Genomic DNA, 22,315 nt, shown 5'->3' with positions numbered 1-22,315 from the left:
AATCCATCAGGGCACGCGCGCCGTCCTCTAAATGACGCGCGACTGACCTGTTTTATTCAGGGTTCGCAAGCGCCTACCACATCGTCTTTGCGGCACGCTCCGGCCATTCGCGATCATACGTCTCCCGATCGAAATCAGCCTTCGCCGCCTTCAACAGCGCGCCCGGCGTCGGCAGCGACTGCGGATCGACGAAGCGCTCCTCGTTCCAGAGTTGCGAGCGGATCAGCGCACGGGCGCATTGGAAATAGACCTCGCCGATGGTGACGACGATGACGCTGCGCGGATGCTTGCCATCGGCCTCGAAGGAATTGGTCAGCGCCGGATCGACGCTGACAACGGCCGTGCCGTTGATCCGCATCGTCGTGTTCGAGCCGGGAACGAGAAACATCAGGGCCACGCGCGGATCCCGCACGATGTTGGCGAGCGAATCGACCCGGTTGTTGCCGCGCCAGTCCGGCATCAGCACGGTTTGTTCGTTGGCAATCCTGACCACGCAGACGTCGTCGCCGCGCGGCGAGCAGTCGACCCCCTCGGGGCCAACAGTGGCGAGCGCGGCAAATGGGGAAGCCTCGATCATGCGGGCGTAGTCGGGCGTCAGCCTGGTTGTCACCTTGACCAGCGACGCCTCACCGGCTTCCCCATAGAGCGCGTTCAGTGCCTCGACCGAGCGAATGATCGTCATGCTATTCACCCATGGTTCCGAGCGAACTTTTCGACCGTAGCATCACGGCTTCATGACAGCACCCGTAAAAATTGCTTTAAGCCGCAGCCCTTTTTTCCTCCGCATGAATGAAGGCATTGATCCGCTCGATCACCGGCGTCGCCGAAACGATACGGCGGTGGCCAAAACCGTTGGCCCAGTGCAGTTCGATATTCGGGCCCGCCGCCGCATAGCGGCGCGCATGATCGGCCGAAACCTCCTTGTCATCCTCGGCGTGAATGACCAAGGTCGGCACGGTGAGCCCACCGAGAATCCGGGCTGCATCGAAGTCCTCGATGGGCCGGCCCGACAGCTGCACGACCATGCCTTCGAGCGCCGCCTGAGCCTTGTGAGAAAGACGAAGAAGCCTCCCGAACCCTTTGAAAAGCCATGTCATCTCGCTCGGCGCACCGATCAGCACCATGCTTCTGGCGATACGGGACGGCACGTCGCAGACCAGACCGCCCGCAGCGCAAGCGAGACTAGCACCGCCAAAGGAGTGGCCCACCGCGACGTCGAACCCGCCAAAATGCCGCCAGGCGGCGTCGATTGCCCGCACCGCGGCCGGCATCGTCAGCGTTCGCCCGGGTGAGGCGCCGTGTCCCGGCCAGTCGAGCGTGATCACTTCGGTGCCTCCGGCCAGGAGGCCCTCGATCATCGCCGCCAGATAGTTGCTGCGCGATCCCCAGCCATGGACCAGCAAGATGCGTTTCGGCGCGCCATCGCCCTGTGCGCGAAAGTGTCTGGCCGTCACCCAGCCGCCGGCATAGGAAAGCGTGACTGGATGGGCTCGTGCCATGACGGGCTCCGCCGCGGCAAGCGCTGCCTTTTCCTTGCCATTTGACGGCTTGCGCGAGGGCGTGACGCTGAACAGCCGAAACGCCAGCCGCCCCGCCCTTTCCGGAGAAAAGGCCGAGACGCATCTGAGCGCAAGACGGGTGACCTCGATCGCAAAGGATGCCATAGTGGGATTCCCTTTAAATGTTCAATGATGAACATTATTGTACAACGATGAACAAAAAGCAAGCAACGATCGAACACCGTCATTTTCCCTGGGACCATCCGCGTTTCCGCAGCTGGATCGCCGTCGCACGTGCCTGCCAGCTGATGCAGCAGACGCTGACGCGCGCGCTCGCCGACCTCGACATCAAGCCGCCGCATCTCGACATCCTGATCAATCTCTATCGCTTCGACGGCATCTCGCAGCAGGAACTCGCGCGAAAACTTCTGGTCGGACGCTCCAACATGAGCATGCTTTTGCCCCAGCTCGAAAAACGCGGACTGATCGAGCGGCGCGGCGACGAGAAGGACAAGCGCGTACTGCGGCTGTCGCTGACAAAGAGCGGCCGGGAACTGACCGAGCAGGCGTTGGAAATCCAGACGGCGCTGATCGAGAAATCGCTGGACAACGAACCGATCGAAGAGTGCCTGATTGTCGCCCAGTCGATGGAGCGATTGATCACCCGCCTTTTGAAGGAAGAGAACGATCTCGACTGAAACAGGGCGCGACGCCGGTCAGCGCGGCCGTTCCGCCTTGTCGCGGCTCATGCCCTTTTCGGCGAGATCATGCTCATAGGCGGCAAACAGCGTTTCGCCGTTTTCCCCGAGTTCGCGCAGATAGGTCCAGGTGAAAATCCCGGTATCATGGAGATCGTCAAACCCGATGCGTACCGCGTAATTGCCGGTCGGCGTCATCGAGATGATAGAAACGTTGCGTTTGCCAGGCACCGTCAGCCCCTGTCCGGGCCCATGGCCCTGAACCTCGGCCGATGGTGACAGCACCCGCAGCATCTCCGCCGAAAGATCAAAGGAAGCGCCATCGTTGAAGGTCACCGTCAGCCGGTGGCGGTCCTTCGAGACGCGCAGTTCGGTCGGCCAGATGTCGCTCATGATGTCAGTCTCCTTGCTTCACTCGAGCACTAGAGCCGGATGATTTTTAAGTCGAATCGACCTAAAATCTGAATCCGCTCTAGAATCATAAAAGTAGAGCATGATGTCGTCCGCGCTTACACTTTTCGGCATCATGCTCTAGCGCAGATTCCCGCCGGAGGGAATTCCTGGCCCTCGCTTCCTTCCGATGAAAGACAATGTTTCGCCGGTTTTCTGACGGTTTTAAGTGCTTTCGCCTTGACGCCGCCTGCTTTGCTCACGACATTGATGCAACAGGAGAATTTCGTTGAACACCGTCACCATCGACAGGACCGGCGCCCACAAGCTGGTCGACGCCAAAACGCCGATGATCGACCCGTTCGGGCGCGCCGTCACCTATCTCAGGGTTTCGGTAACGGACCGCTGCGACTTCCGCTGCACCTATTGCATGGCGGAGAACATGACCTTCCTGCCGAAAAAGGACCTGCTGTCGCTGGAGGAGCTGAACCGGCTCTGTTCCGCCTTCATCGCCAAGGGCGTGCGTAAGCTGCGGCTCACCGGCGGCGAGCCGCTGGTGCGTAAGAACGTCATGTTCCTGGTGCGCGAGCTCGGCAGGCACGTCCATTCCGGCGCCCTCGACGAGCTGACCCTGACCACCAACGGCTCGCAGTTGTCGCGCTTTGCCGCCGAACTCGCCGATTGCGGCGTCCGGCGCATCAACGTCTCGCTCGACACGCTCGACGCTGATAAGTTCAAACAGATCACCCGCTGGGGCGAATTGTCGAAAGTCATGGAAGGCATCGACGCGGCACAAACTGCAGGCATGCATGTCAAGATCAACGCCGTTGCCCTGAAGGGCCTCAACGACGCCGAGATTCCCGAGATGCTGCGCTGGGCGCACGGCCGCGGCATGGACCTGACACTGATCGAGACCATGCCGATGGGCGAGATCGACGAGGATCGTACCGATCACTACCTGCCGCTCTCCGAAATGCGCGATCGCCTCGCGGGCGCGTTCACCCTGTCGGACATCGCCTACAAGACCGGCGGCCCGGCGCGCTATCTGAGTGTCGCTGAAACCGGCGGCCGGCTTGGCCTGATCACGCCGATGACCCATAATTTCTGCGAGAGCTGCAATCGGGTGCGCCTCACCTGCACCGGCACGCTCTATATGTGCCTCGGCCAGAATGACGCGGCCGACCTGCGCACGCCGCTGCGCGCCTCCGACGACGACGCCTACCTGTCGCGCGTCATCGACGAGGCGATCACCCGCAAGCCCAAGGGCCACGACTTCATTATCGACCGTACCCGCAACAAACCCGCCGTCGCCCGCCACATGAGCGTCACGGGCGGTTGAACCTGCCACGAGCGGAAAAAGCATTGAAGACATCCCTCGCCGCGACAGTCTTCTTGCTCTGTAGGATGCGGCCAACGGAACAAACCTCCGCGGATCACGTTCGGCTCGAACCGATCAACGCAATCTGCGGAACGCCGCCATGTTCGCTTCTATCGAAGACATAGTACGCAGCAGTTTCGATTGTTACCTGACGGCCGACAGGCTTCGTCTGGAAACGCTGCTCGCACAGGATTTCACCTTCACCAGTCCCTACGACGACCATATCGATCGCAGGACGTATTTCGAGCGCTGCTGGCCGGTCGCCGGTACGTTCGAATCGCTGGCGCTGCAGCATCTCGCCGCTTCTGAAAACCGATGTTTCGTGCTTTACGAGGCGACGTGGAAGAACGGAAACAAGGCCCGAAACACCGAGCTTTTCGAGATATCAGAAGGTCAGATCCATTCGGTCGAGGTGTTCTTCGGCCTGCCGCCCGGCGGTCCGGTCTCACACCTGCCCGGCTGAAACGACAAAAACCCGCGCCCATGGTCCAGGCGCGGGTTTGATCTTCGTTGATGCCTGCCGATTAGGCGGCATAGCTTCGGCCGTAGCCCTGCATTCGACCACCCGCGACTGACCGGCGCGTGCCGGTCTTGAAGCGTTCGATCTTCTCGTTCAACGTATCTACCTGATGGCGAAGTCCGTGAATTTCGGCGGTATTCTCCTCGACCATCGCCGCGTTCTGCTGCGTCAAGAGCTCGACCTCGTGGACGGCTTGGTTGACCTCGTTCAGGCCGCGATACTGATCGGCGGCGGCTGCTTCGATGTTGCTGACGAGCTGATGGATCGTCGAAATGTGGTCGTTGATGACGGTCAGCGCCTTGCCGGTTTCCTGTACCAGCTCGACGCCGCCACGGACCTGTGCCGAGCTCTCGGAAATCAGCCCCTTGATCTCGCGGGCAGCACCGGCGCAGCGCTGGGCAAGCTCGCGAACCTCCTGAGCGACAACCGCGAAACCGCGGCCGGCCTCACCGGCGCGGGCCGCCTCGACGCCGGCGTTGAGCGCCAGAAGGTTGGTCTGGAAGGCGATCTCGTCGATGACGCCGATGATCGTGCTGATCTTCTCCGAGGAGCGATTGATCGCTGCCATCGCATCGATCGCCTTGCCGACGACTTCGCCGGAATGCTTGGCATAGCTGTGAGTCTCGTCAACCGACACCGTCGTTTTGCGCGCGCTTTCGGCGGTCGAGCGGACGATTTCCGTCAGCTGGCGCAGAGCCCGCGAGCTTTGTTCAAGTGCTGCCGCCTGCTGTTCTGTGCGGCGGGCAAGGTCGTCGGCTGACGAGGCCAGGTTGCCGGTACCGCCGGTGATTTCGTCGGTGACCGTGCGCACGTCGATCAGCGTCGCGCGCAGCGCCTCGACGGCATTGTTGTAGGTCCGGGCCATGACGATGTAGTCTTCCGACAGGTTTTCCGCCATGCCCTCTTCCAGATTGCCGTCGGCAAGCTTGGCCAGCACGTCGGAGAGAGCGTTCAGCGCCTCCATCTGTTCGGCCTCGATGCGGGCGCGCTCCTCGCGGCGGCGGGCTTCCTCTTCGGCCGACAGCGTGCGGGCGGCTTCGGCTTCCTGCCCGAGCCGGACGTTCTCCACCGCATTGTCGCGGAACACGGCAACCGAGCGCACCATGTCGCCGATCTCGTCGCCGCGGTTGCGGCCTTCGATCGCGACTTCGAGGTCGCCTTGCGCAAGCCGCGTCATCGTCTCGGTTACGCGCTTCAACGGGCCGCGCAGGGTTTCGATCAGCATCAGGCCGCCGATGATGGCAAGCAGAGTACCTGCCACCATGGCAATGATCGACACGTCGGCGGAACGCTGGCTGTCCTGCTTGCCGGCTTCCTGTGCGCTGCTGACGAAGTTTTCCAGTGTTTGGCTGGCGTCGGCCACCAGTGCGGAAGCCTCGGCCTTGGCAGTCTGCCAGCGTCCGCCGACATCGATCAGTTGTGAGGTACCGGTATCGATCGCTTCGAGCGAGGGCGTCAGCTTGCCCGCCAGATCGCGCAGGGCTGCGTTCTTGCCGCCCGTTTCCGAAAGCTTTTTCACGCTCGCACGCACGGCAGAGATGTCGGCGATCACGCGCTCGCGGCCTACAGTATCAAGCTTGCGATGCAGTTCGCTGATGTGCAGCCGCGTGTCGTCGAGCCCCTTGAAGGTTTCGTTCATCAGTCCGATCAGCGTCTTCAGAAGCGAAATCTCGCCGTCCATGCCGACGAAGCGCTTCGCGGCGGTGTCCGAATTGGTCACCGCCTCCTTGGCGAAATCGGCTTCGTATTTGGAGAATTTGATCAGCGCCGTGCTCAAGAGGCCCTTCTTGATATCATTCGTATCGCTGCTCTTCAGGATGTCCTGGATTTTCTGCGTGTCACCCTTCACCACGGCGATCTTCTTCAGCACCTTGTCGGAAGCGATTTTCTCGGCTTCGGCGATCTGCTTCAACAGATGCGGCAGGAGATTTGTGGCCTGCTGCACCTTGGCGTCCGGAGCCATCGCCATAGTGACCGGCAGGCGGAATTTCTTGATGCGCTCGGCAAGCCCCTGATAGGCCGCCGCATCGAAAAGCAGCGCCTTGGCGAAGGATTCCTTCTCACCGGCCTCCTTGCGCAGGATGTCGATCTGCTTGAAGGCAGTGTTGCCCTGTGCGGTCATATCGGCAAGGGCGGCGTCGAGCGATGCCGTCACGCCATCGCGCTCGGTCTTGATCGCCCAGAGTTTCTCCTGCTGCCCGCGCATCGCCTCGCCGAGCGCAACGACCGAACCGATCTTGGCCTTGTCAGCCTCAGCCGTCAGCAGGTCGTTCAGCGCACGGATGCCTGCTTCCTGGCCATCGATCCGGCCAATCAACGTTGCACGCGCTTCTTCGGTCGGGTTGTCGGCGAAGCTCTGCAGTCCGCTGCGCAGCGCCTGGAAATCGGAAAGATTATTGATCGTTTCGCGCGTCACGGTCATGTGCCCGTTGAGCGTGCTCGCGGTGAAATAGCCGACAAGGCCGATGCCAGCGATGAGAGCGACCAGCGGCACGACGAACAAGAGAACCTTGGTGACAATGCGAAGACGCTGCAGCGAACGATCGATCAGGGACATTCCGAACTCCAGATGTTGAGCAAATCGGACATTCCCGCCAGACTGCTCTCCCGGTGGAGAACGGACTACCGGCACGCGACCATGGCGCTGTCCGGAACGTCATCCGGTTGACCTTGAACGGAAATACCTGCCGTTACGTCAACCATAATCGCGTCATGCGAAAGGCAGCGGAATATCGGCACAATAGGCAGCGAAGCTTAATATTTCCCCAAAAAATCCGGTGGTTTAGCCGGTACGCGCGAAATTGCGCGGAGACTTTTTGTACATTCTAAAATATTGATAGAAACGACTATTCTTTCAAATCTGCCGAGAAATAAGTCAGCCATCGGATAGACGTTGCATAAAAGGCATGCCGATGCTTTAGAGATAGGCAAGACCAATCCCCAGTGCTTTCGAAGCGAATGCATTCCATGCCAAAAGGCCGGATTGCGACGAGAATAGGCCAATAAAAATAATGCAATCCAACGCCAATTTTCGCGGTGCAATCTTCATGTGCCTCGCCATGGCGGGTTTCACCTGCAACGACGCTCTGGTGAAATCGGTCACCGGCGTTATGAACGCCGGTCAGATCATGCTGGTGCGCGGCTTCTTCACCTCCTTGTTCGTGCTGTTGCTTGCCCGCCACTTCGGCGCCATGCGCTCGGTCCGCCTGGTGCTGACCCCCGTCATCGCGCTACGCATCGTGGCCGAAGTCTTCGCATCCATCACCTATATCACGGCGCTCGGCCAGATCCCGCTTGCCAACGCCTCGGCCATTCTGCAGGCCTTGCCGCTTGCCGTGACCCTCGGCGCCGCCCTGTTTCTTTCGGAGCCGGTCGGCTGGCGGCGTTGGCTCGCGATTCTTGCCGGCTTCATCGGCGTGTTAGTGGTGCTTCGCCCCGGACCCGAGGGGTTTACCGGCGCGGCACTCAGCGTGATCGCATCCGTCGTCTGCGCGGCGGTCCGCGACCTGTGCACCCGGCGGATCGATCCGGCCGTGCCGTCCCTCTTCATTTCCGTCATCACCGCAGTGGTCATCACGCTTGTCGGCGCGGCCCTTGTGATGCCGCTGGGCGGCTGGCAGCCGATGTCGCTGATATCCGTCGGACATCTCGCAGCAGCAAGCCTGTTGCTCTTCGTCGGCTACCAGTGCATCGTGCTCGCGATGCGAAACGGCGAAATCGCCATCGTCGCTCCCTTCCGCTATACCAGCCTCATGTGGTCGATCGGTATCGGCGTCCTTTTCTTTGCCGAAGAACCGGATCTCTGGATGGTCACCGGCGTTGTGATTATCATCGCCTCCGGCCTCTATGCCTTCGCCCGCGAAAACAAGCGCCGCGCGGCGGCCTTGGCGCAGCAATCGGACCCGGGATCGCCGAAATGAGCGGATGCAACGACAGAGACATTCGATGAGCGCAACGACAGATAGCCCGCCCGCCGTCATCCTTGCCGGCGGCAGGTCTTCGCGCATGGGCAGCGACAAGGCGGCGGTGATGCTGGGCGGCAGGCCGCTTCTCAGCCACATCATCGAACGCCTCACCCCTCAGGCAGCCGGGCTCAGCGTCAACAGCAACGCCATCGCGCGCTTGGACTTCGCTCCGGGCATTGCCGTCTTCGCCGATACAGTTCCAGGCCATGCCGGCCCCATGGCGGGCGTGCTCGCCGCGATGCGCCACGCAGCCGAGTGCTTTCCCGCCGCAAGCCACGTCGCCACGGTGCCAACCGACACCCCGTTCGTCCCGCGTAACCTCGTCCCCCGCCTTCGGGGCGCAATCACCGGCCCCGCACAGATCGCCGTTGCCTATTCGGCGGGCGTGATGCACCCGGTCTTCGCACTTTGGCCGGTCGGTCTCGCGGGCGAGCTTGAGCGTTGGCTGCAGACCGACGACAAGCGGCGGGTGCGCAGCTTCATCGAGAGCCATGCTATGATAGCGGTCGATTTCCCCCTGATCGAAACCGCCGCCGGCCCGATCGACCCCTTCTTCAACATCAACACGCCGGCGGACCTGGAAACGGCCGAACGCTGGCTGCCGTTCATCGAGGACATGGAAAGATGACGTCTGCCAAAATCTTCGGACCAAAGATCTTCGGCATCGCCGGCTGGAAGAACTCCGGCAAGACCGGCCTCGCCGTCCGGCTGGTCACAGAGCTGACGCGACGCGGCTACCGCGTCTCAACCGTCAAGCACGCCCATCATGATTTCGATATCGACAAGGTCGGCGCCGACAGCTTTCGCCATCGCGAGGCGGGCGCCCATGAGGTGACAATCGTTTCCGGCACCCGCTATGCCATCATGCATGAATTGCGCGGCGCGCCCGAGCCAAGCTTTCCGGAGATTCTCGCCCGCCTTGCCCCGTGCGACATCGTCCTGATCGAGGGCTACAAACGCGAGCCGATCCCCAAGATCGAGGCACGGCGGCTGGAGGCGGCAAACCGCGAACCGCTCGCCCCCACCGATCCGCATATCGTCGCCATCGCGTCCGATCATCCGGTCGAGGATCAAGGTCTGCGCCTGTTCGATCTCGACGATACGACGGCGATCGCCGATTTCATCGAAACCACAACGGGGCTTTCAAGAAAGCCGGACTGATCGCTGCGTCAATTGATCGTATCGTCGCTGCCGTCTTCCATCGCGTCATCGAGCCGAACGAACGCGAAACCCTTGACCTTGAGATCGAGAATGCCCCTGACGACGCCGTCGCCTGCCGCATGCGCCGGCTGGTTGATATGGGCAATGATCACATCGCCATCCTTCGCTGCGGCGATCCGTTTTTCCGCGACCGAAGCGCCAAGCAGCGAGCCGCCGTCGCCGTTCACCGAATAGCCGGCGATCCGAAATCCCATCCTGCGAATCTGCCCGATCGATGACAGGCTGTATTTCGCCGTCGCGCCGCGGAACCAGTGCGGCGCCACGCCTTGGGCCGCAATGGCCGCGGCGCCCCCCGCGACCTCCGCTTCCACCGCTTGCGTGCTTCCGGCGGCGGCAATTCCATAGATCGATGCCGGTCGATCGACAGTGGGAACATGCATCGCCCCGTGATTCTCGATTTCAAACAAATCAGACCGGGCCTTGAGGATCGCGAAAACCGCACCATTGCGTTTCAGCCAGCGGGCGGTGACGAAGATGGTTGCCGGAATATTGTTGTCGATCAGTGTCGAGAGGATGCGCTCGTCCGTCGTGCCGCCACAGGCATCGAGGGTCAGCGCAACGCGCGGCCGCGAACCCGCCTCCTGCTTCTGAAGCACGAGCCGCGGCTCGACCAGCCGGGTTGAGGCAAGACAGGCGTAGGAGGTCGAAACGACCACCAGCAGCGTGGCGAGAAAGGTTTTCATAACAGGCTCGAAGGCTGCGACGGCGCAATGCCAAAAGAAGAAGAAGAAGAAGAAGAAGAAGTGGCCCGGTGCACGATGGCACCGGGCCGGTTTCAAGCGGCATCTCTTTGAGATGCCCGGCTATAGCTAGTTCCGCGCCACCGGACGAACAAGTGGCGTCACGCGACGGATCGTCACGCGGCGGTTCTCCTGTTCGGCTTCCAGCGTGCGGACCTTGAGGAAGCGCTCGCCATAGCCCTGGGTCACCAGGTTTTCGGCCGGTATGTCGTAGACTTCCGTCAGCAGCGAGGCGACCGATTCAGCCCGTTCGTCGGACAGAACGAGGTTCGATTCGTCGCTGCCGACCGCGTCCGTGTGGCCTTCGATGAAGAAGGTTTCGCCTGGATCCTTCTCGATCACCCGCAGCATGGCGTCGGCAACCTTGCGCAGGGTCTTGGCCTGCGACATCGGCACTTCGGCGCTGCCGGTCGCGAACGTGATCGTATCGAGATCGATACGGCGCACCTTGTCGCGGATACGCGCCGAGTTTCTCACCTCGTCGATCGAATAGACGCGTTCGACCTGCTCCACAGGCGGCTCGGCCAGGAAGTCGTAGTAATCGCGGTCGGGGTCGCTCGACGTATCGATGATATAGTCACGAACCGGTACGCGCAGCCGCATAGGCGGCAGTTCTTCACCGACATCGTAAATCGGCGGACGCGGGCCTTCATCGACCTCCGGCGCATAGATCATCAGATATTCGCGTCCGTCCCGATCGATGCGCAGGCGCTGCACGATATCGCCGTAGCGATTATAGATCGTCACGATGCGCACGCCGTTGGCCCGCTCGATCGTCTCGCGGGTCCGGCCGCGCGACAGCTCCTCATAATAGGTCTCCTGGGCGTTGCGGCGCAGACGCGGACGATCGTCGCCGCGCACGATGATCTGGTCGCCGAAATCGAGAACCGTACGGTTGTCGCGCGTGTCATCGATCCGCGGCCGGTCGGCGCCGGTAAAGGCGTCGATCAGATCATTGACGCCAAATTCCGGAACGCGCTCGACCCGGCGGCCCTCCTCGCGAATGGCAGCGCCCAGTTCCTCCTGGGTTGGACGGCTGTCGGTGCGGCGCGACTGGGCTTCCTCGTCGCTCTTCGGAATTTCGACGTTTTCTTCCTGGGCACGCGCCTGTTCACGACGCTTGCGACGCTTCTCGCGCACACCCTCGTCGCCGGCATTGTCTGCCTCCTTGTCGCTGTCGAGAACGGCAGCACCCTTATCGACGGGCAGCACGACCGTATCGTCAGTCGCCGCCGGATCGCGGGCAATCTCCTGCTTTTCCTCCTCGCTGCGCGTATCGACGATCTCCGGGATAGGCTCGCGGCGGTCGCGCCGCTTGCGGCGGGTTTCGGTCGGCTCGGCCTCACCGTCGACCGCCGGGCGCAGTTGCTCCTCGGTCACGGGCGGCTGGCCCTCTTCCTGCTGCTGCCCTTCGGTCTGCTGGAGCTTCCTGCGCTCGGCGCGCGCCTTTGCACGCTCCTCGGCGGCCTTTGCAGCCTCGTCCTCGGCGGCCTTTGCCGCCTCATCCTCGGCCGACGGCTGGACTTCTTCCTGCTGCGGCTGTTCGGCCTGGCGCTTCTTGCGCTCGGCGCGTGCCTTTGCACGCTCCTCGGCGGCCTTTGCAGCCTCATCCTCAGCGGGCGGCTGAACCTCCTCCTGCTGCTGCTGTTGCTCCGCCTGCTGGCGTTTCTTGCGTTCGGCGCGAATACGCTGTTTTTCTTCGGCTGCCTGACGGGCAGCCTCGTCATCGGCGGAAGGTTGGGCCTCTTCCTGCTGCTGCTGCTGCTGCTGCTGTTGCAGCTCTTCTGCCTGCTGGCGCTTCTTGCGCTCGGCGCGGCTCGGCTGCTCTTCCTGCGAAGGCTGAGCCTCTTCAGCCGGCTGTTCCTGCTGCTGCTCGGCCTCCCGCCGTTTCTTGCGGCGTTCGGCGCGGCTCGGCTGCTCTTCCTGCGAAGGCTGGGCCTCTTCAGCGGGCTGTTCCTGCTGCTGCTCGGCCTCCTGCCGTTTCTTGCGGCGTTCGGCGCGGCTCGGCTGCTCTTCCTGCGAAGGCTGGGCCTCTTCAGCGGGCTGTTCCTGCTGCTGCTCGGACTCCTGCCGCTTCTTGCGGCGTTCGGCGCGGCTCGGCTGTTCTTCCTGCGACGGCTGGGCTTCTTCAGCCGGCTGTTCCTGCTGCTGCTCGGCGTCCTGCCGCTTCTTGCGCTTCTTGCGCAGTAGCTCTTCCGGTATCTGCTCGCCGCCTTCCTGCGCGATGCCCTCTTCCTGCGCGACCTTGAACGGCTTCATCAGGCTATCGGCCAGCGCCGGCTGGATGGCGATCGACATCGACAGCATCGGCAACGCGACGGTCGCAAAAAGTTTGGATCGAATGGTCATGTATTCCTCCTTCAGAGGTCCCGTTTCGTCGTTTTCAACCAGCAGGACGTACCGGCCTTTTTCTTTCTTCGCCCCTTGGGCAGACCCAAGCCGTCAAAAGGCGGTCAAAAAAAGGCACACCGGCCAAATCAGCCCACGAGGATTAGCCAATCCTGCATTAACTCAACATGAATAGTCCGTTCATGTTGGGCAGACATAGGCCGGCATCACCGGGAAGCCACCCCGGGCGTGGCGAAGTTCATACTTTTCATGAAGGTTTCGCTGCTTTCCTGTTGATTTTTTCGCGTAAAGCGTAGGAATATCCGCCCAGCCCGGCCGCAACGACGGTCGGCATATCGGCGGCCGCGAAGAAGAAAAAACCGGCAGCCAACCAACAGAGAGGATGAAAATGCGTATTTCAAGACGTCTCGCCATGGCCGCTTCGGCCGCCGTATTCGCGCTGATGGCCAGCACCGCCATGGCTGCGGGCGAAAAAATCGTGATCGGCACGGAAGGCGCGTATCCGCCGTTCAACAACCTGGAGTCCGACGGCTCGCTGACCGGCTTCGACATCGACATCGCCAAGGCGCTCTGCGAAGAAATGAAGGCCGAATGCACCTTCGTGACGCAGGACTGGGACGGCATCATCCCGGCGCTGATCTCCAAGAAATTCGACGCGATCATCGCCTCGATGTCGATCACCGCCGAGCGCAAGGAAAAGGTCGACTTCACCAACAAGTATTACAACACGCCGCCGGCCATCGTCGTCCCGAAGGATTCGCCGATCACCGCAGCGACGGAAGACGCGCTTGACGGCAAGACGCTCGGCGCCCAGTCGGCAACGACCCACTCCAACTATGCCGAAGCGCACATGAAGAAGTCGGAGCTCAAGCTTTATCCGACCTCCGAAGAGTACAAGCTCGACATCGCCAATGGCCGCATCGACGGCGTCATCGACGACGTCGTCGTTCTGTCGGAATGGCTGAAGACGGCGGACGGCGCCTGCTGCAAGCTGCTCGGCGTGCTGCCGGTTGACCCGGTCATCAACGGCGAAGGCGCAGGCATTGCGGTGCGCAAGGGTGACGATGCGCTGCGCGAAAAATTCAACGCCGCGATCGACGCGATCCGCAAGAACGGCAAATACAAGGAAATCAACGATAAGTATTTCCCCTTCGACGTTTACGGCAGCTGAACCGGAGCGCGGCCGAGCATCCCATATTCGGGAAAAGCCCATATGCGGGAAAAGCATTGGCCCATGACAAAAATGCGACGGCGGAAGGCTTGCCCTTCCGCCGTTTTTGCCTGACAAGGACTATATAAAAAGAAGCTCATCTAAAAACGCTTCAAAGGGGAATGTTCTGGCATGAGCGGATTGTTTGCCGCCCTCTCTTCCGCCGTGGCCTGGTTCGGCTCGGTGATCGACCCACTATGTGGTCCCATCGGGATTTTCCGATTGTTCGGCTCGGGCACGCTGCTCGCCTGCGGTAATGCCGGCTGGGGCGACGAAATCTCCTACGGCTTCATGATCACCGCCACTCTGGCGCTCGCGACACTGCCGATCGGGCTTGTGTTCGGCTTCTTCATTGCGCTCGCCAAGCAGTCCGAGGAAAAATCGCTGCGGCTTGCCTCCAACATCTACACCACTATCTTCCGCGGCCTGCCGGAACTCCTGACGCTGTTCATCGTCTACTACGGCCTGCAGATTCTGGCGCAGCAGTTCCTCGCCTCGCTCGGCTACGAGGGCGCGGTCGAGATCAATGCCTTCGTGGCAGGCATGATTGCGCTTGGCGTGGTGTTCTCCGCCTATTGCTCGGAAGTGCTCCTGTCGGCGTTCAAGGCCATTCCGCGCGGCCAGTACGAAGCGGGCGACGCGCTCGGCCTCCATCGCGGCAGGACCATGCGGCTCATCATCTTGCCGCAACTGGTGCGCATCGCCCTTCCCGGCCTCGGCAACCTGTGGATGGCACTGCTCAAGGATACGGCCCTCGTCTCGGTGATCGGCCTGCCGGACATCCTGCGCCAGACGGGCGTCGCGGCCCGTGTCAGCAAGCAAGCCTTCGAGTTTTTCGCCGTCGCCTGCCTCCTGTTCCTCATTCTGGCCATGCTGTCGTCCATCGTCTTCTCGGCGCTGGAGCGCTGGACCAAGCGTTCGGAGGCGGTCCGATGAGCCACGCCGAAACCATGATCCCGCCGCAACCGGCTCCACCAGGCACAGTCCGGCCCTTTACCGCACAACGCCTGATCGGCAACATTGCGCTCGGCGTCTGGCTCGCGGCAAGCGTCGGGCTCTTTCTGCTGATGGTCGACGGCTGGGACCCGGGAAAATTCACCAAATACGGCCCGAGTTTCATCTCCGGCCTCGGCGTCACGCTGGCGCTTGTCGGCAGTTCCATCACGCTCGGCGCGATCCTGTCGCTGCCGATCGCCTTCGCGCGCATGTCGAAGAACAAGATCCTGGGCTGGGCCGCCTATGCCTATGTCTATTTCTTCCGCGGCACGCCACTGATCGCCCAGCTTTTCCTCGTCTATTACGGCCTCGGCAGTTTCCGGCCGCAGCTCGAGGCCGTCGGCCTCTGGTGGTTTTTCCGCGATGCCTGGAACTGCGCGCTGCTTACCTTCACGCTCAATACGGCCGCCTATCAGGCGGAGATCCTGCGCGGCGCCATCCAGAGTGTGCCGCGCGGCCAGACGGAAGGTGCCGCAGCGCTCGGGCTGCCCCCACGCATCGCCTTCTTCAAGGTCATTCTGCCGCAGGCGCTGATTGTCGCGCTGCGTCCCTACGGCAACGAGATCATCCTGATGATCAAGGGGTCGGCCATCGTCGCGATCGTCACCGTCTTCGACCTGATGGGCGAAACCCGGCGCGCCTTCTCACGCACCTTCGACTATCAGATGTATGTCTGGGCAGCGATCCTGTACCTGATCATGGTCGAGATTCTGCGCAATGTCTGGGCCTGGCTGGAAGACCGCATCACCCGCCACCTGAAGCGCTGAGCTTCAAAACCGCCTTTTAGCAGCACCCGTATTAGACTGCTGCTAAAGTACTGATATTCCTGAATATTTATTAGGTGCGACCATTTTATTAATTCCCGATTAACCAAATCGGTGCTTCAATTCGACGGACCATCATTGATGAGAATGAGGTCCAAAATGACACATGAACTGGAACTGCAGCTCAAGGGTTACGGCCTGACGACGGCCCAGATCCTTTATCGCATGCCCGATCATCCAAGTTTTCTGCAGACCTATATCTGGCAGCACTACGATATCGCGCCCGATTTTCCGGAAATGAAAAACTTCCTGAAATTCTGGCAGGAATCGCTCGAGGGGCCCCTGCATTCGGTGCGCTACGTGCACCGGAAACTGATCTCGGCCTCGGACTGGCGGGCACTCAAGGGCGAGTTCATCATCAACTAGGGCGCCGCGCGTCCTTTCGGACGCGCTAAGGTCGAACTAATGTTAGATTGTGTCTCGCCCCGAGCTTGAAGAATTTACACCGACCGGGTGATGCCGCCATCGATGCGGATGTTCTGGCCGGTAATGTACCCGCCGCGGTCGGTTGCCAGAAGCGCCACCAGTTCGGCCACTTCCTCTGATGTGCCATAGCGCCCCATCGGAATGCGCTGGCGTCGTTCCTCGGTCTCCGGCAGGCTGTCGATGAAGCCCGGCAGAACATTGTTCATGCGGATGTTGTCGGCCGCATATTTGTCGGCAAACAGCTTGGTGAAGGCGGCAAGGCCGGAGCGGAAGACGCCGGATGTGGGAAACAGCGGGTCCGGCTCGAAGGTCGCATAGGTCGAGATATTGACGATGCTGCCGGATTTCTGCGCGAGCATGATCGGTGTCACGAGCCGCGTCGGCCGCACGACGTTGAGGAAATAGACGTCCATCCCCTTGTGCCAGTCGTCGTCCGTCAGTTCCAGCACAGGCGCGCGCGGCCCGTGTCCAGCCGAATTGATGAGAGCATCGACCCGGCCCCATTTGTCATAGGCTGCATCCACCAGCCGCTTCAGATCGTCGTTCGACTGGTTGGAACCCGTCACGCCGACGCCGCCAAGCTCTTTTGCCAGTGCTTCACCCTTGCCGGAGGAAGAGAGGATCGCGACGCGATACCCTTCCGCCGCCAGCCGCCGTGCCGATACTGCCCCCATGCCGGACCCGCCCGCCGTGATGATTGCAACCTTCTGACCCGTCATCGCCGTCTCCTCGTGTCACTGAAAGCGCGATAAAATCAGCAGTGGGAGCGGATCACAATCAAGAAATCCTGCATGTGTCATCAGCCCGCGTGTTTCATCGGACCAGACGTGTTTCATCGGATCAGACATGGACCTCGCCATGCGCCAGTTCGCCCTCGCCGGGCTCCTTGGAAAGCGCCGCATAGGCCATGGCAGCGTAGAGCAGGACGACAAGGCCGAGCACCAGCCAGCCTGAAACAGGGCCGAGCGCTGCATTGGCGGCGAGGTCGGCGAGGGAGCGAACATGCCGTGCCTCGCTGCCGTCGGGCTGGAGAACGGGCGACGAGATCTTCAAGGCCCAGGCCAAAAGCAGAATCAGGTACATCCAGCAATAATTGCGCCGCAACCGTCGATAGACCGCCGCGCGATAGGTCATCAGGAAGGCAGGCCGCCGCAGGCTGTCGGCGATCGGCATCGCCCAATTCACCTTGAAGGGCGCCTGCGGATACAGAATCTGGGCAAAATAACCGCGCTCCATCCGGCGAACGCGGGCGCGATAGACATCGAAGAAACGATACCGCCGCGCCTCGATGAACAAGAGCAGCGAGACGAGAAGCATCGCGAACAGCAACACGCCATGATGGGACGTTGGCGCAGAAAGAGAAACCGAAAGAAGTGCAGCGACGACGGTGATCGCCCAGTTCGAGGTCCGGTCGATACGGTCGCGCCAGCCGGCCATTCGGCCTATTTCGCCGCGATAATAGTGGACGAGCGCGGTGATCGTCTCCGGTGGCGTTGCCGGCAAGGGCGGGCTTTTGGCCTCGCTGTCGTCCTTCAGCAGTTCGACCGGGCCGAGTTCGTCCATGATGATGTCCTCCCAACCTTTTGTTGTTTCACGCATCATGCACCCAATTTTTGCCGCGATAAACGTTTTTCGCCCCCCAAAATGCCCCGGAAAGCGGGTTTTCGCATTGCCAAAAACATGCGCCCGCCGTAAAGACGCGGCCATGCAGAAGATCGATGAAGAAGCCCTCGCCGAAGCCTATAACCGCGCCCTTGCCCTGGAGAAATCCGGCCAGGTCGATGCCGCGGTGAAAGCCTATGAGGAGGTGCTTGCGATCGATCCGGACGATCATGGCGGCGCGGCCGTTCGCATCGCATCGCTCGGCCGTGGCGAGGCGCCCGACAAGGCGCCGGACGCCTATGTGACCACTCTCTTCGATCAGCACGCCGATGTCTTCGAGGATGTGCTCGTCGAGCAGCTCGACTATCACGTACCGATGATCGTGCGCCAACGGCTGCAGGCTCTAAAGCTCGGCCGGTTTGCCCGGGTCCTCGATCTCGGCTGCGGCACGGGCCTCACCGGCGGCGCGCTGCGCGACATAGCAGACGATATCACCGGCATCGACCTGTCGGAAAAGATGATCGAGATCGCTCACGAGAAGGACCTCTACGAGACGCTCTATGTCGCCGAGGCCGTCGATTTCCTTGAGGACAATGACGACGAGCCCTTCGATCTGATCACCGCGACCGACGTCCTGCCCTATCTCGGCGCACTCGAGGCCCTGTTCTTCGGTGCCGCCGAAAACATGAACCCCGGCGCCCTGTTCATCTTCTCAAGCGAAACCCTGCCCGCCGAAACCTTCGCCGGCCGCACCTTCATGGTCGGCCCGCACCAGCGCTTCGCCCATGCCGAAACCTACGTCCGCGAACGCCTCGACGCCATCGGCTTCGACATCGTCGAACTGACCGGCATCGTCGTGCGCATGGAAGAGGGGGAACCGATCGCCGGCCATCTGGTGATTGCAAGACTGCGGGCCTGACCGCCTTTCTTACGGCAAAAATCTTTCTCCCGTGTCCGTGTCGGACCGCGGTGACGCGAGCCGGAATGCCACTCTTGCCCTGACGCCTCCAGGCCCTATCATTCTCGAATGGAAATTGTTGAAGCCTTCCAGCGCCTCGGCGTGGCGCTTGCGATCGGCCTCCTCGTGGGCTGCGAGAGAGGCTGGCAGGACCGCGACGTGCCCTCTGGCGGCAGAACCGCCGGTATCCGCACATTCGGCCTTTCGGGCTTTCTCGGCGGGCTTGCCGGCTATATCCAGACGCTCGCCGGACCCATCCTGCCTGCGGTGCTGCTGCTCCTCTTTGGTGCTGCTTTCGTCGTTTTCAAACTGCGGGAGTCCGAGGCAGACGAGGATTATGGCGCCACCACTGTTGTCGCAGCCTTCGTTGTCTTCGCGCTTGGTGTGATAGCGGTCGTCGGCGACGTGCGGGCTGCGGCGGCCGGCGGGGTGGTTACCACCGCGTTGCTCGCCGCCAAGCGCAGCCTCCACGGGTTTCTGAAGAAATTGACGTGGCTGGAGATCAGGGCAGCCCTCATTCTCCTGGCCATGACGCTGGTCGCTCTGCCGCTGCTGCCGAACGAGACCATCGATCCTTGGGACACCTTGAACCCCTTCGCTCTGTGGCTGTTAACGGTCGTTATCGCCGCGATTTCCTTCGCCGGTTATGTCGCCATCCGTGTTGCCGGACCCACTCGCGGCATTCTGTTTGCCGGTGCCGCCGGTGGGCTGGCCTCCTCCACGGCGCTGACGCTTTCTTTTGCCCGCTTCGTTGCCGATGCGCCGGAGAGCGCCCGGCAACTGGCCGCGGGTGCCACGATTGCCGGGGCGCTATCGCTCATCCGCGTCCTCGCTATCGGCGCCGTGATGGCGCCCGTTCTTCTGATGCCACTGTCGATAGCGATTGTTCCGGCCGTACTCGTCATGCTGGCCGCAAGCTTTTTGATCGTCCGCCGTGGCAACGGCAAGCATGGCGCACCGGATCTTCAACTCGAAAATCCATTCGAGCTTGGAGAGGTACTGCGATTTGGCGCCCTGCTTGGCGCCGTCATCGTGGTGTCAAAGATTCTGGTCGACAGGATCGGCCAAACCATGCTTTTTGCAGTCGCGGCCGTGTCGGGCCTGATGGATCTCGACGCCATCACGCTTTCAACCGCACGTCTGACAGGCACGTCGGTCGATCTTACCACCGCCGTCGCGGCGATCCTGATCGCGGTGGTGGTCAATCTCGTGACGAAAGTCGTGCTGGCATTCACGGCTGGCGGCAAAGGACCCTACGCGACAACGCTCACTTTGGCGACGCTTGCGGCCATCGCTGCTGGTGCAGCCGCCTATTTTACCCTGAGTTCGTTCGCATCCTGATGGCCATTCCGCGCATTTTCATGAACACGGCGGCATTCTCCCTTCCGCCTCCGGACCATTTCCGCTAAGTCTCTCGCGATACGCGGTAGAGGAGCATTTGGAATGGCAAAGGTCGCTTTCATCGGTCTCGGCGTCATGGGCTATCCCATGGCCGGGCACCTCAAGACGCGTGGCGGGCATGACTTGACCGTCTACAACCGCACCGCCACCAAGGCTGAGAAATGGGTGGGAGAATTCGGCGGACGTGCGGCCGCGACACCTGCCGAAGCGGCGGACGGACAGGATTTCGTTTTCTCCTGCGTCGGCAATGACGACGACCTTCGCTCCGTCGCGATCGGAAAGGATGGCGCGTTCGAAACCATGAGGAAGGGTGCAGTCTTCATCGACAACACGACGGCATCGGCCGAAGTCGCCCGAGAACTCGACGCCGCCGCGACGATTGGCGGCTTCCACTTCATCGACGCCCCGGTGTCTGGCGGCCAGGCTGGCGCTGAAAACGGCGTGCTGACGGTGATGTGCGGTGGCGAGCCGGATGTCTTCGAGCGCGCCAGACCCGTCATCGACGCCTATGCCCGCATGGTCGGCCTGATGGGACAGGCTGGCAGCGGCCAGTTGACCAAGATGGTCAATCAGATCTGCATCGCCGGCCTCGTCCAGGGGCTTGCCGAAGGCATCCATTTCGGCAAAGAGGCCGGGCTTGATATCGAGAAAGTCATCGACGTCATTTCCAAGGGTGCCGCCGGCTCCTGGCAGATGGAGAATCGCCACAAGACGATGAACGCGGGCAAATATGATTTCGGCTTCGCCGTCGACTGGATGCGCAAGGACCTCGACATCCTGCTCGCCGAGGCCCGCCGCAACGGCGCCAAACTGCCGGTCACCGCCCTCGTCGATCAGTTCTACGCCGACGTACAGGCGCTCGGCGGCAACCGCTGGGACACCTCCTCGCTGCTGGCGCGGCTGGAAAAATGAACCTGTCGCCTTCCTCTCCGGCAGATGCGGTCATTGCCCATCTGAAATCGCTGCGGAGGGAGGAAAACCGTGCGGGAATGGCGCGTTTCGGCATCGAAACCAAGACGGCGCTCGGCATTTCCAATGCCGAGCTGCGGCGGATCGCGCGGGCGATCAAGCGTGATCATAGCCGCGCACTCGACCTGTGGACCAGCGGCATCCGCGAGGCGCGGCTGCTTGCGTCTTTCACGGCCGAACCGAAGGCGCTGACACTGGAGGCGGCCAGAGTTTGGGCCGGGGATTTCAATTCCTGGGAAATCGTTGACGGCGTCGCCGATCTCTTTATCGATGCCCGGCTGGAAGGTATCCTCATCCCGGAGTTTGCCGCCGATGAACGCGAATTCGTCCGGCGGTCTGCTTTTGCGATGATCGCCGTCAGCGCCGTTCATCTGAAGGACGAGCCGGATGACACCATCCTCGCCTGGCTTGCCCTGATCGAAGCCCATGCCGGCGACGAGCGCAATTTCGTTAAAAAAGCCGTAAACTGGGCGCTACGCCAGATCGGCAAGCGCAGCGCCTGCTGCCATGGCCCTGCCCTGTTGCTGGCTGAGACGCTCGCCGCACGCCAGGATCGCAGCGCTCGATGGATCGGCAAGGATGCCGTCCGCGAACTGGCGAGCGCCACAGTGCTTGATCGTCTGAACCCGTAGCCGCCCCCGGCCTCACTCCTCGCCCGATTTCGCCTGTTCGATCTGCATGTAGTCGAGCGGCAGTTGCGTCGTGTACTTGATCTGCTCCATCGCGAAGGCGGACGAAACGTCGCGGATTTCGATCTTGGCGATCAGACGCTTGTAGAAGGCATCATAAGCCGCGATATCGGGCACGACGACGCGCAGCAGGTAGTCGACGTCGCCACTCATGCGGTAGAACTCCACCACTTCCGGAAATTCGCCGACCACTTCGGAAAAGCGCCGCAGCCATTCGATGGAGTGGGTATTGGTGCGGATCGAGACGAACACCGTAACCTTGGTGTTGACCTTGACCGGATCAAGCAGCGCCACGCGGCCGCGGATCACGCCGTCCTCTTCCATCTTCTGGATCCGGCGCCAGCATGGCGTGGTGGACAGACCGACCTTCTTGGCGAGATCGGCGACTGCGAGTGTGGAATCTTCCTGCAAGAGACGCAGGATTTTGCGGTCAAGACGATCCATGGAACAGCTCCTTCGAATATTTTTCTCTCTATAGCG

Annotated in this window: 24 protein-coding genes; 14 read left to right on the top strand and 10 right to left on the bottom strand. The window is 61.6% G+C overall.

The window, feature by feature from the left end; translation table 11 throughout:
• Positions 1-73 precede the first annotated feature (73 nt).
• Positions 74-682 (bottom strand): pyridoxamine 5'-phosphate oxidase family protein, encoded by a 609-nt coding sequence (locus ACSQ2Z_RS10100; RefSeq protein WP_436081076.1) that lies wholly within the window; start codon positions 680-682, stop codon positions 74-76.
• Positions 683-758: 76 nt separating this feature from the next.
• Entirely contained in the window at positions 759-1,664 is a 906-nt protein-coding gene (locus tag ACSQ2Z_RS10095; RefSeq protein WP_436081075.1) for an alpha/beta fold hydrolase, read from the bottom strand.
• A gap of 47 nt (positions 1,665-1,711) precedes the next feature.
• Here ACSQ2Z_RS10095 and ACSQ2Z_RS10090 point away from each other — a divergent pair, with 47 nt between their 5' ends.
• Positions 1,712-2,197, top strand: coding sequence for a MarR family winged helix-turn-helix transcriptional regulator (locus tag ACSQ2Z_RS10090; protein ID WP_436081074.1), 486 nt, complete (start codon positions 1,712-1,714; stop codon positions 2,195-2,197).
• Between the two features lie 18 nt (positions 2,198-2,215).
• Here ACSQ2Z_RS10090 and ACSQ2Z_RS10085 read toward each other — a convergent pair whose 3' ends face one another.
• Complete coding sequence (locus ACSQ2Z_RS10085; protein WP_436081073.1) at positions 2,216-2,590, bottom strand: gamma-butyrobetaine hydroxylase-like domain-containing protein; 375 nt, start codon at positions 2,588-2,590, stop codon at positions 2,216-2,218.
• 286 nt (positions 2,591-2,876) lie between these two features.
• On the opposite strand from ACSQ2Z_RS10085, the gene moaA reads away from it, so the two are divergent.
• Positions 2,877-3,926: a GTP 3',8-cyclase MoaA gene (gene moaA, locus ACSQ2Z_RS10080; RefSeq protein WP_436081072.1), complete on the top strand. Its 1,050-nt coding sequence runs from the start codon at positions 2,877-2,879 to the stop codon at positions 3,924-3,926.
• Positions 3,927-4,065: 139 nt separating this feature from the next.
• Positions 4,066-4,428 (top strand): nuclear transport factor 2 family protein, encoded by a 363-nt coding sequence (locus ACSQ2Z_RS10075; RefSeq protein ID WP_436081071.1) that lies wholly within the window; start codon positions 4,066-4,068, stop codon positions 4,426-4,428.
• Positions 4,429-4,489: 61 nt separating this feature from the next.
• Here ACSQ2Z_RS10075 and ACSQ2Z_RS10070 read toward each other — a convergent pair whose 3' ends face one another.
• Entirely contained in the window at positions 4,490-7,042 is a 2,553-nt protein-coding gene (locus ACSQ2Z_RS10070; RefSeq protein WP_436081070.1) for a methyl-accepting chemotaxis protein, read from the bottom strand.
• Between the two features lie 454 nt (positions 7,043-7,496).
• On the opposite strand from ACSQ2Z_RS10070, the gene ACSQ2Z_RS10065 reads away from it, so the two are divergent.
• Genes ACSQ2Z_RS10065 through mobB form a run of 3 tightly spaced genes read left to right on the top strand, consistent with a single transcriptional unit; the run spans position 7,497 to position 9,611 of the window.
• Complete coding sequence (locus ACSQ2Z_RS10065; protein ID WP_436081069.1) at positions 7,497-8,405, top strand: DMT family transporter; 909 nt, start codon at positions 7,497-7,499, stop codon at positions 8,403-8,405.
• Positions 8,406-8,430: 25 nt separating this feature from the next.
• Positions 8,431-9,078, top strand: coding sequence for a molybdenum cofactor guanylyltransferase MobA (gene mobA / locus ACSQ2Z_RS10060; protein WP_436081068.1), 648 nt, complete (start codon positions 8,431-8,433; stop codon positions 9,076-9,078).
• Positions 9,075-9,611, top strand: coding sequence for a molybdopterin-guanine dinucleotide biosynthesis protein B (mobB, locus tag ACSQ2Z_RS10055; protein ID WP_436081067.1), 537 nt, complete (start codon positions 9,075-9,077; stop codon positions 9,609-9,611). Before mobA ends, mobB begins: the two co-directional genes overlap by 4 nt.
• A gap of 8 nt (positions 9,612-9,619) precedes the next feature.
• Here mobB and ACSQ2Z_RS10050 read toward each other — a convergent pair whose 3' ends face one another.
• The 3 genes from ACSQ2Z_RS10050 to ACSQ2Z_RS10040 form a co-directional block, all read right to left on the bottom strand.
• Positions 9,620-10,354 (bottom strand): polysaccharide deacetylase family protein, encoded by a 735-nt coding sequence (locus ACSQ2Z_RS10050; RefSeq protein WP_436083044.1) that lies wholly within the window; start codon positions 10,352-10,354, stop codon positions 9,620-9,622.
• A gap of 126 nt (positions 10,355-10,480) precedes the next feature.
• On the bottom strand, positions 10,481-12,760 hold the full coding sequence (locus ACSQ2Z_RS10045; RefSeq protein WP_436081066.1) for an OmpA family protein: 2,280 nt from the start codon (positions 12,758-12,760) through the stop codon (positions 10,481-10,483).
• A 180-nt stretch (positions 12,761-12,940) separates the two neighbouring features.
• A complete protein-coding gene (locus tag ACSQ2Z_RS10040) occupies positions 12,941-13,249 on the bottom strand; it encodes a hypothetical protein (RefSeq protein WP_436083147.1) in 309 nt (102 codons plus the stop codon).
• Here ACSQ2Z_RS10040 and ACSQ2Z_RS10035 point away from each other — a divergent pair.
• The 4 genes from ACSQ2Z_RS10035 (at position 13,149) to ACSQ2Z_RS10020 (ending at position 16,156) form a co-directional block, all read left to right on the top strand.
• The gene (locus ACSQ2Z_RS10035; RefSeq protein WP_436081065.1) at positions 13,149-13,931 is read left to right on the top strand and encodes an ABC transporter substrate-binding protein; all 783 of its coding nucleotides are present in this window, start codon (positions 13,149-13,151) and stop codon (positions 13,929-13,931) included. The genes ACSQ2Z_RS10040 and ACSQ2Z_RS10035 overlap by 101 nt on opposite strands.
• 171 nt (positions 13,932-14,102) lie before the next feature.
• Positions 14,103-14,906, top strand: coding sequence for an ABC transporter permease (locus tag ACSQ2Z_RS10030; RefSeq protein ID WP_436081064.1), 804 nt, complete (start codon positions 14,103-14,105; stop codon positions 14,904-14,906).
• Complete coding sequence (locus tag ACSQ2Z_RS10025) at positions 14,903-15,733, top strand: ABC transporter permease (protein ID WP_436081063.1); 831 nt, start codon at positions 14,903-14,905, stop codon at positions 15,731-15,733. The genes ACSQ2Z_RS10030 and ACSQ2Z_RS10025 overlap by 4 nt, the downstream gene beginning before the upstream one ends.
• Before the next feature lie 156 nt (positions 15,734-15,889).
• Positions 15,890-16,156: an usg protein gene (locus tag ACSQ2Z_RS10020; protein WP_436081062.1), complete on the top strand. Its 267-nt coding sequence runs from the start codon at positions 15,890-15,892 to the stop codon at positions 16,154-16,156.
• A 74-nt stretch (positions 16,157-16,230) separates the two neighbouring features.
• Here ACSQ2Z_RS10020 and ACSQ2Z_RS10015 read toward each other — a convergent pair whose 3' ends face one another.
• Both ACSQ2Z_RS10015 and ACSQ2Z_RS10010 read right to left on the bottom strand, forming a co-directional pair.
• On the bottom strand, positions 16,231-16,935 hold the full coding sequence (locus ACSQ2Z_RS10015) for an SDR family oxidoreductase (protein WP_436081061.1): 705 nt from the start codon (positions 16,933-16,935) through the stop codon (positions 16,231-16,233).
• Positions 16,936-17,056: 121 nt separating this feature from the next.
• Positions 17,057-17,779: a DUF2270 domain-containing protein gene (locus ACSQ2Z_RS10010; RefSeq protein WP_436081060.1), complete on the bottom strand. Its 723-nt coding sequence runs from the start codon at positions 17,777-17,779 to the stop codon at positions 17,057-17,059.
• Between the two features lie 142 nt (positions 17,780-17,921).
• On the opposite strand from ACSQ2Z_RS10010, the gene ACSQ2Z_RS10005 reads away from it, so the two are divergent.
• The 4 genes from ACSQ2Z_RS10005 to ACSQ2Z_RS09990 all read left to right on the top strand — a co-directional run bounded on the left by ACSQ2Z_RS10005 (position 17,922) and on the right by ACSQ2Z_RS09990 (position 21,778).
• Positions 17,922-18,737 (top strand): methyltransferase domain-containing protein, encoded by an 816-nt coding sequence (locus ACSQ2Z_RS10005; RefSeq protein ID WP_436081059.1) that lies wholly within the window; start codon positions 17,922-17,924, stop codon positions 18,735-18,737.
• 108 nt (positions 18,738-18,845) lie between these two features.
• Positions 18,846-20,117, top strand: coding sequence for an MgtC/SapB family protein (locus ACSQ2Z_RS10000; protein ID WP_436081058.1), 1,272 nt, complete (start codon positions 18,846-18,848; stop codon positions 20,115-20,117).
• Between the two features lie 102 nt (positions 20,118-20,219).
• Positions 20,220-21,089, top strand: coding sequence for an NAD(P)-dependent oxidoreductase (locus tag ACSQ2Z_RS09995; RefSeq protein ID WP_436081057.1), 870 nt, complete (start codon positions 20,220-20,222; stop codon positions 21,087-21,089).
• Positions 21,086-21,778: a DNA alkylation repair protein gene (locus ACSQ2Z_RS09990; protein WP_436081056.1), complete on the top strand. Its 693-nt coding sequence runs from the start codon at positions 21,086-21,088 to the stop codon at positions 21,776-21,778. Before ACSQ2Z_RS09995 ends, ACSQ2Z_RS09990 begins: the two co-directional genes overlap by 4 nt.
• Before the next feature lie 12 nt (positions 21,779-21,790).
• On the opposite strand, the gene ACSQ2Z_RS09985 is transcribed toward ACSQ2Z_RS09990, so the two are convergent.
• Positions 21,791-22,279: an Lrp/AsnC family transcriptional regulator gene (locus ACSQ2Z_RS09985; RefSeq protein ID WP_436081055.1), complete on the bottom strand. Its 489-nt coding sequence runs from the start codon at positions 22,277-22,279 to the stop codon at positions 21,791-21,793.
• Between the last annotated feature and the right edge of the window lie 36 nt (positions 22,280-22,315).

The organism is Pararhizobium sp. LjRoot235 (genome assembly GCF_964254145.1).
GTDB lineage: Bacteria > Pseudomonadota > Alphaproteobacteria > Rhizobiales > Rhizobiaceae > Pararhizobium.
The sequence above is the reverse complement of the archived record's forward strand: the minus strand, read 5'-3'. Positions and strand labels throughout refer to the sequence as shown.

Excerpts from the sequence above, each read along its gene's own strand:
- ACSQ2Z_RS10100 (WP_436081076.1), bottom strand. The coding sequence starts at position 682 with ATGACGATCATTCGCTCGGTCGAGGCACTGAACGCGCTCTATGGGGAA.
- ACSQ2Z_RS10095 (WP_436081075.1), bottom strand. The coding sequence starts at position 1,664 with ATGGCATCCTTTGCGATCGAGGTCACCCGTCTTGCGCTCAGATGCGTC.
- ACSQ2Z_RS10090 (WP_436081074.1), top strand. The coding sequence starts at position 1,712 with ATGAACAAAAAGCAAGCAACGATCGAACACCGTCATTTTCCCTGGGAC.
- ACSQ2Z_RS10085 (WP_436081073.1), bottom strand. The coding sequence starts at position 2,590 with ATGAGCGACATCTGGCCGACCGAACTGCGCGTCTCGAAGGACCGCCAC.
- ACSQ2Z_RS10075 (WP_436081071.1), top strand. The coding sequence starts at position 4,066 with ATGTTCGCTTCTATCGAAGACATAGTACGCAGCAGTTTCGATTGTTAC.
- ACSQ2Z_RS10070 (WP_436081070.1), bottom strand. The coding sequence starts at position 7,042 with ATGTCCCTGATCGATCGTTCGCTGCAGCGTCTTCGCATTGTCACCAAG.
- ACSQ2Z_RS10065 (WP_436081069.1), top strand. The coding sequence starts at position 7,497 with ATGCAATCCAACGCCAATTTTCGCGGTGCAATCTTCATGTGCCTCGCC.
- mobA (WP_436081068.1), top strand. The coding sequence starts at position 8,431 with ATGAGCGCAACGACAGATAGCCCGCCCGCCGTCATCCTTGCCGGCGGC.
- mobB (WP_436081067.1), top strand. The coding sequence starts at position 9,075 with ATGACGTCTGCCAAAATCTTCGGACCAAAGATCTTCGGCATCGCCGGC.
- ACSQ2Z_RS10050 (WP_436083044.1), bottom strand. The coding sequence starts at position 10,354 with ATGAAAACCTTTCTCGCCACGCTGCTGGTGGTCGTTTCGACCTCCTAC.
- ACSQ2Z_RS10045 (WP_436081066.1), bottom strand. The coding sequence starts at position 12,760 with ATGACCATTCGATCCAAACTTTTTGCGACCGTCGCGTTGCCGATGCTG.
- ACSQ2Z_RS10035 (WP_436081065.1), top strand. The coding sequence starts at position 13,149 with ATGCGTATTTCAAGACGTCTCGCCATGGCCGCTTCGGCCGCCGTATTC.
- ACSQ2Z_RS10030 (WP_436081064.1), top strand. The coding sequence starts at position 14,103 with ATGAGCGGATTGTTTGCCGCCCTCTCTTCCGCCGTGGCCTGGTTCGGC.
- ACSQ2Z_RS10025 (WP_436081063.1), top strand. The coding sequence starts at position 14,903 with ATGAGCCACGCCGAAACCATGATCCCGCCGCAACCGGCTCCACCAGGC.
- ACSQ2Z_RS10020 (WP_436081062.1), top strand. The coding sequence starts at position 15,890 with ATGACACATGAACTGGAACTGCAGCTCAAGGGTTACGGCCTGACGACG.
- ACSQ2Z_RS10015 (WP_436081061.1), bottom strand. The coding sequence starts at position 16,935 with ATGACGGGTCAGAAGGTTGCAATCATCACGGCGGGCGGGTCCGGCATG.
- ACSQ2Z_RS10010 (WP_436081060.1), bottom strand. The coding sequence starts at position 17,779 with ATGGACGAACTCGGCCCGGTCGAACTGCTGAAGGACGACAGCGAGGCC.
- ACSQ2Z_RS10005 (WP_436081059.1), top strand. The coding sequence starts at position 17,922 with ATGCAGAAGATCGATGAAGAAGCCCTCGCCGAAGCCTATAACCGCGCC.
- ACSQ2Z_RS10000 (WP_436081058.1), top strand. The coding sequence starts at position 18,846 with ATGGAAATTGTTGAAGCCTTCCAGCGCCTCGGCGTGGCGCTTGCGATC.
- ACSQ2Z_RS09995 (WP_436081057.1), top strand. The coding sequence starts at position 20,220 with ATGGCAAAGGTCGCTTTCATCGGTCTCGGCGTCATGGGCTATCCCATG.
- ACSQ2Z_RS09990 (WP_436081056.1), top strand. The coding sequence starts at position 21,086 with ATGAACCTGTCGCCTTCCTCTCCGGCAGATGCGGTCATTGCCCATCTG.
- ACSQ2Z_RS09985 (WP_436081055.1), bottom strand. The coding sequence starts at position 22,279 with ATGGATCGTCTTGACCGCAAAATCCTGCGTCTCTTGCAGGAAGATTCC.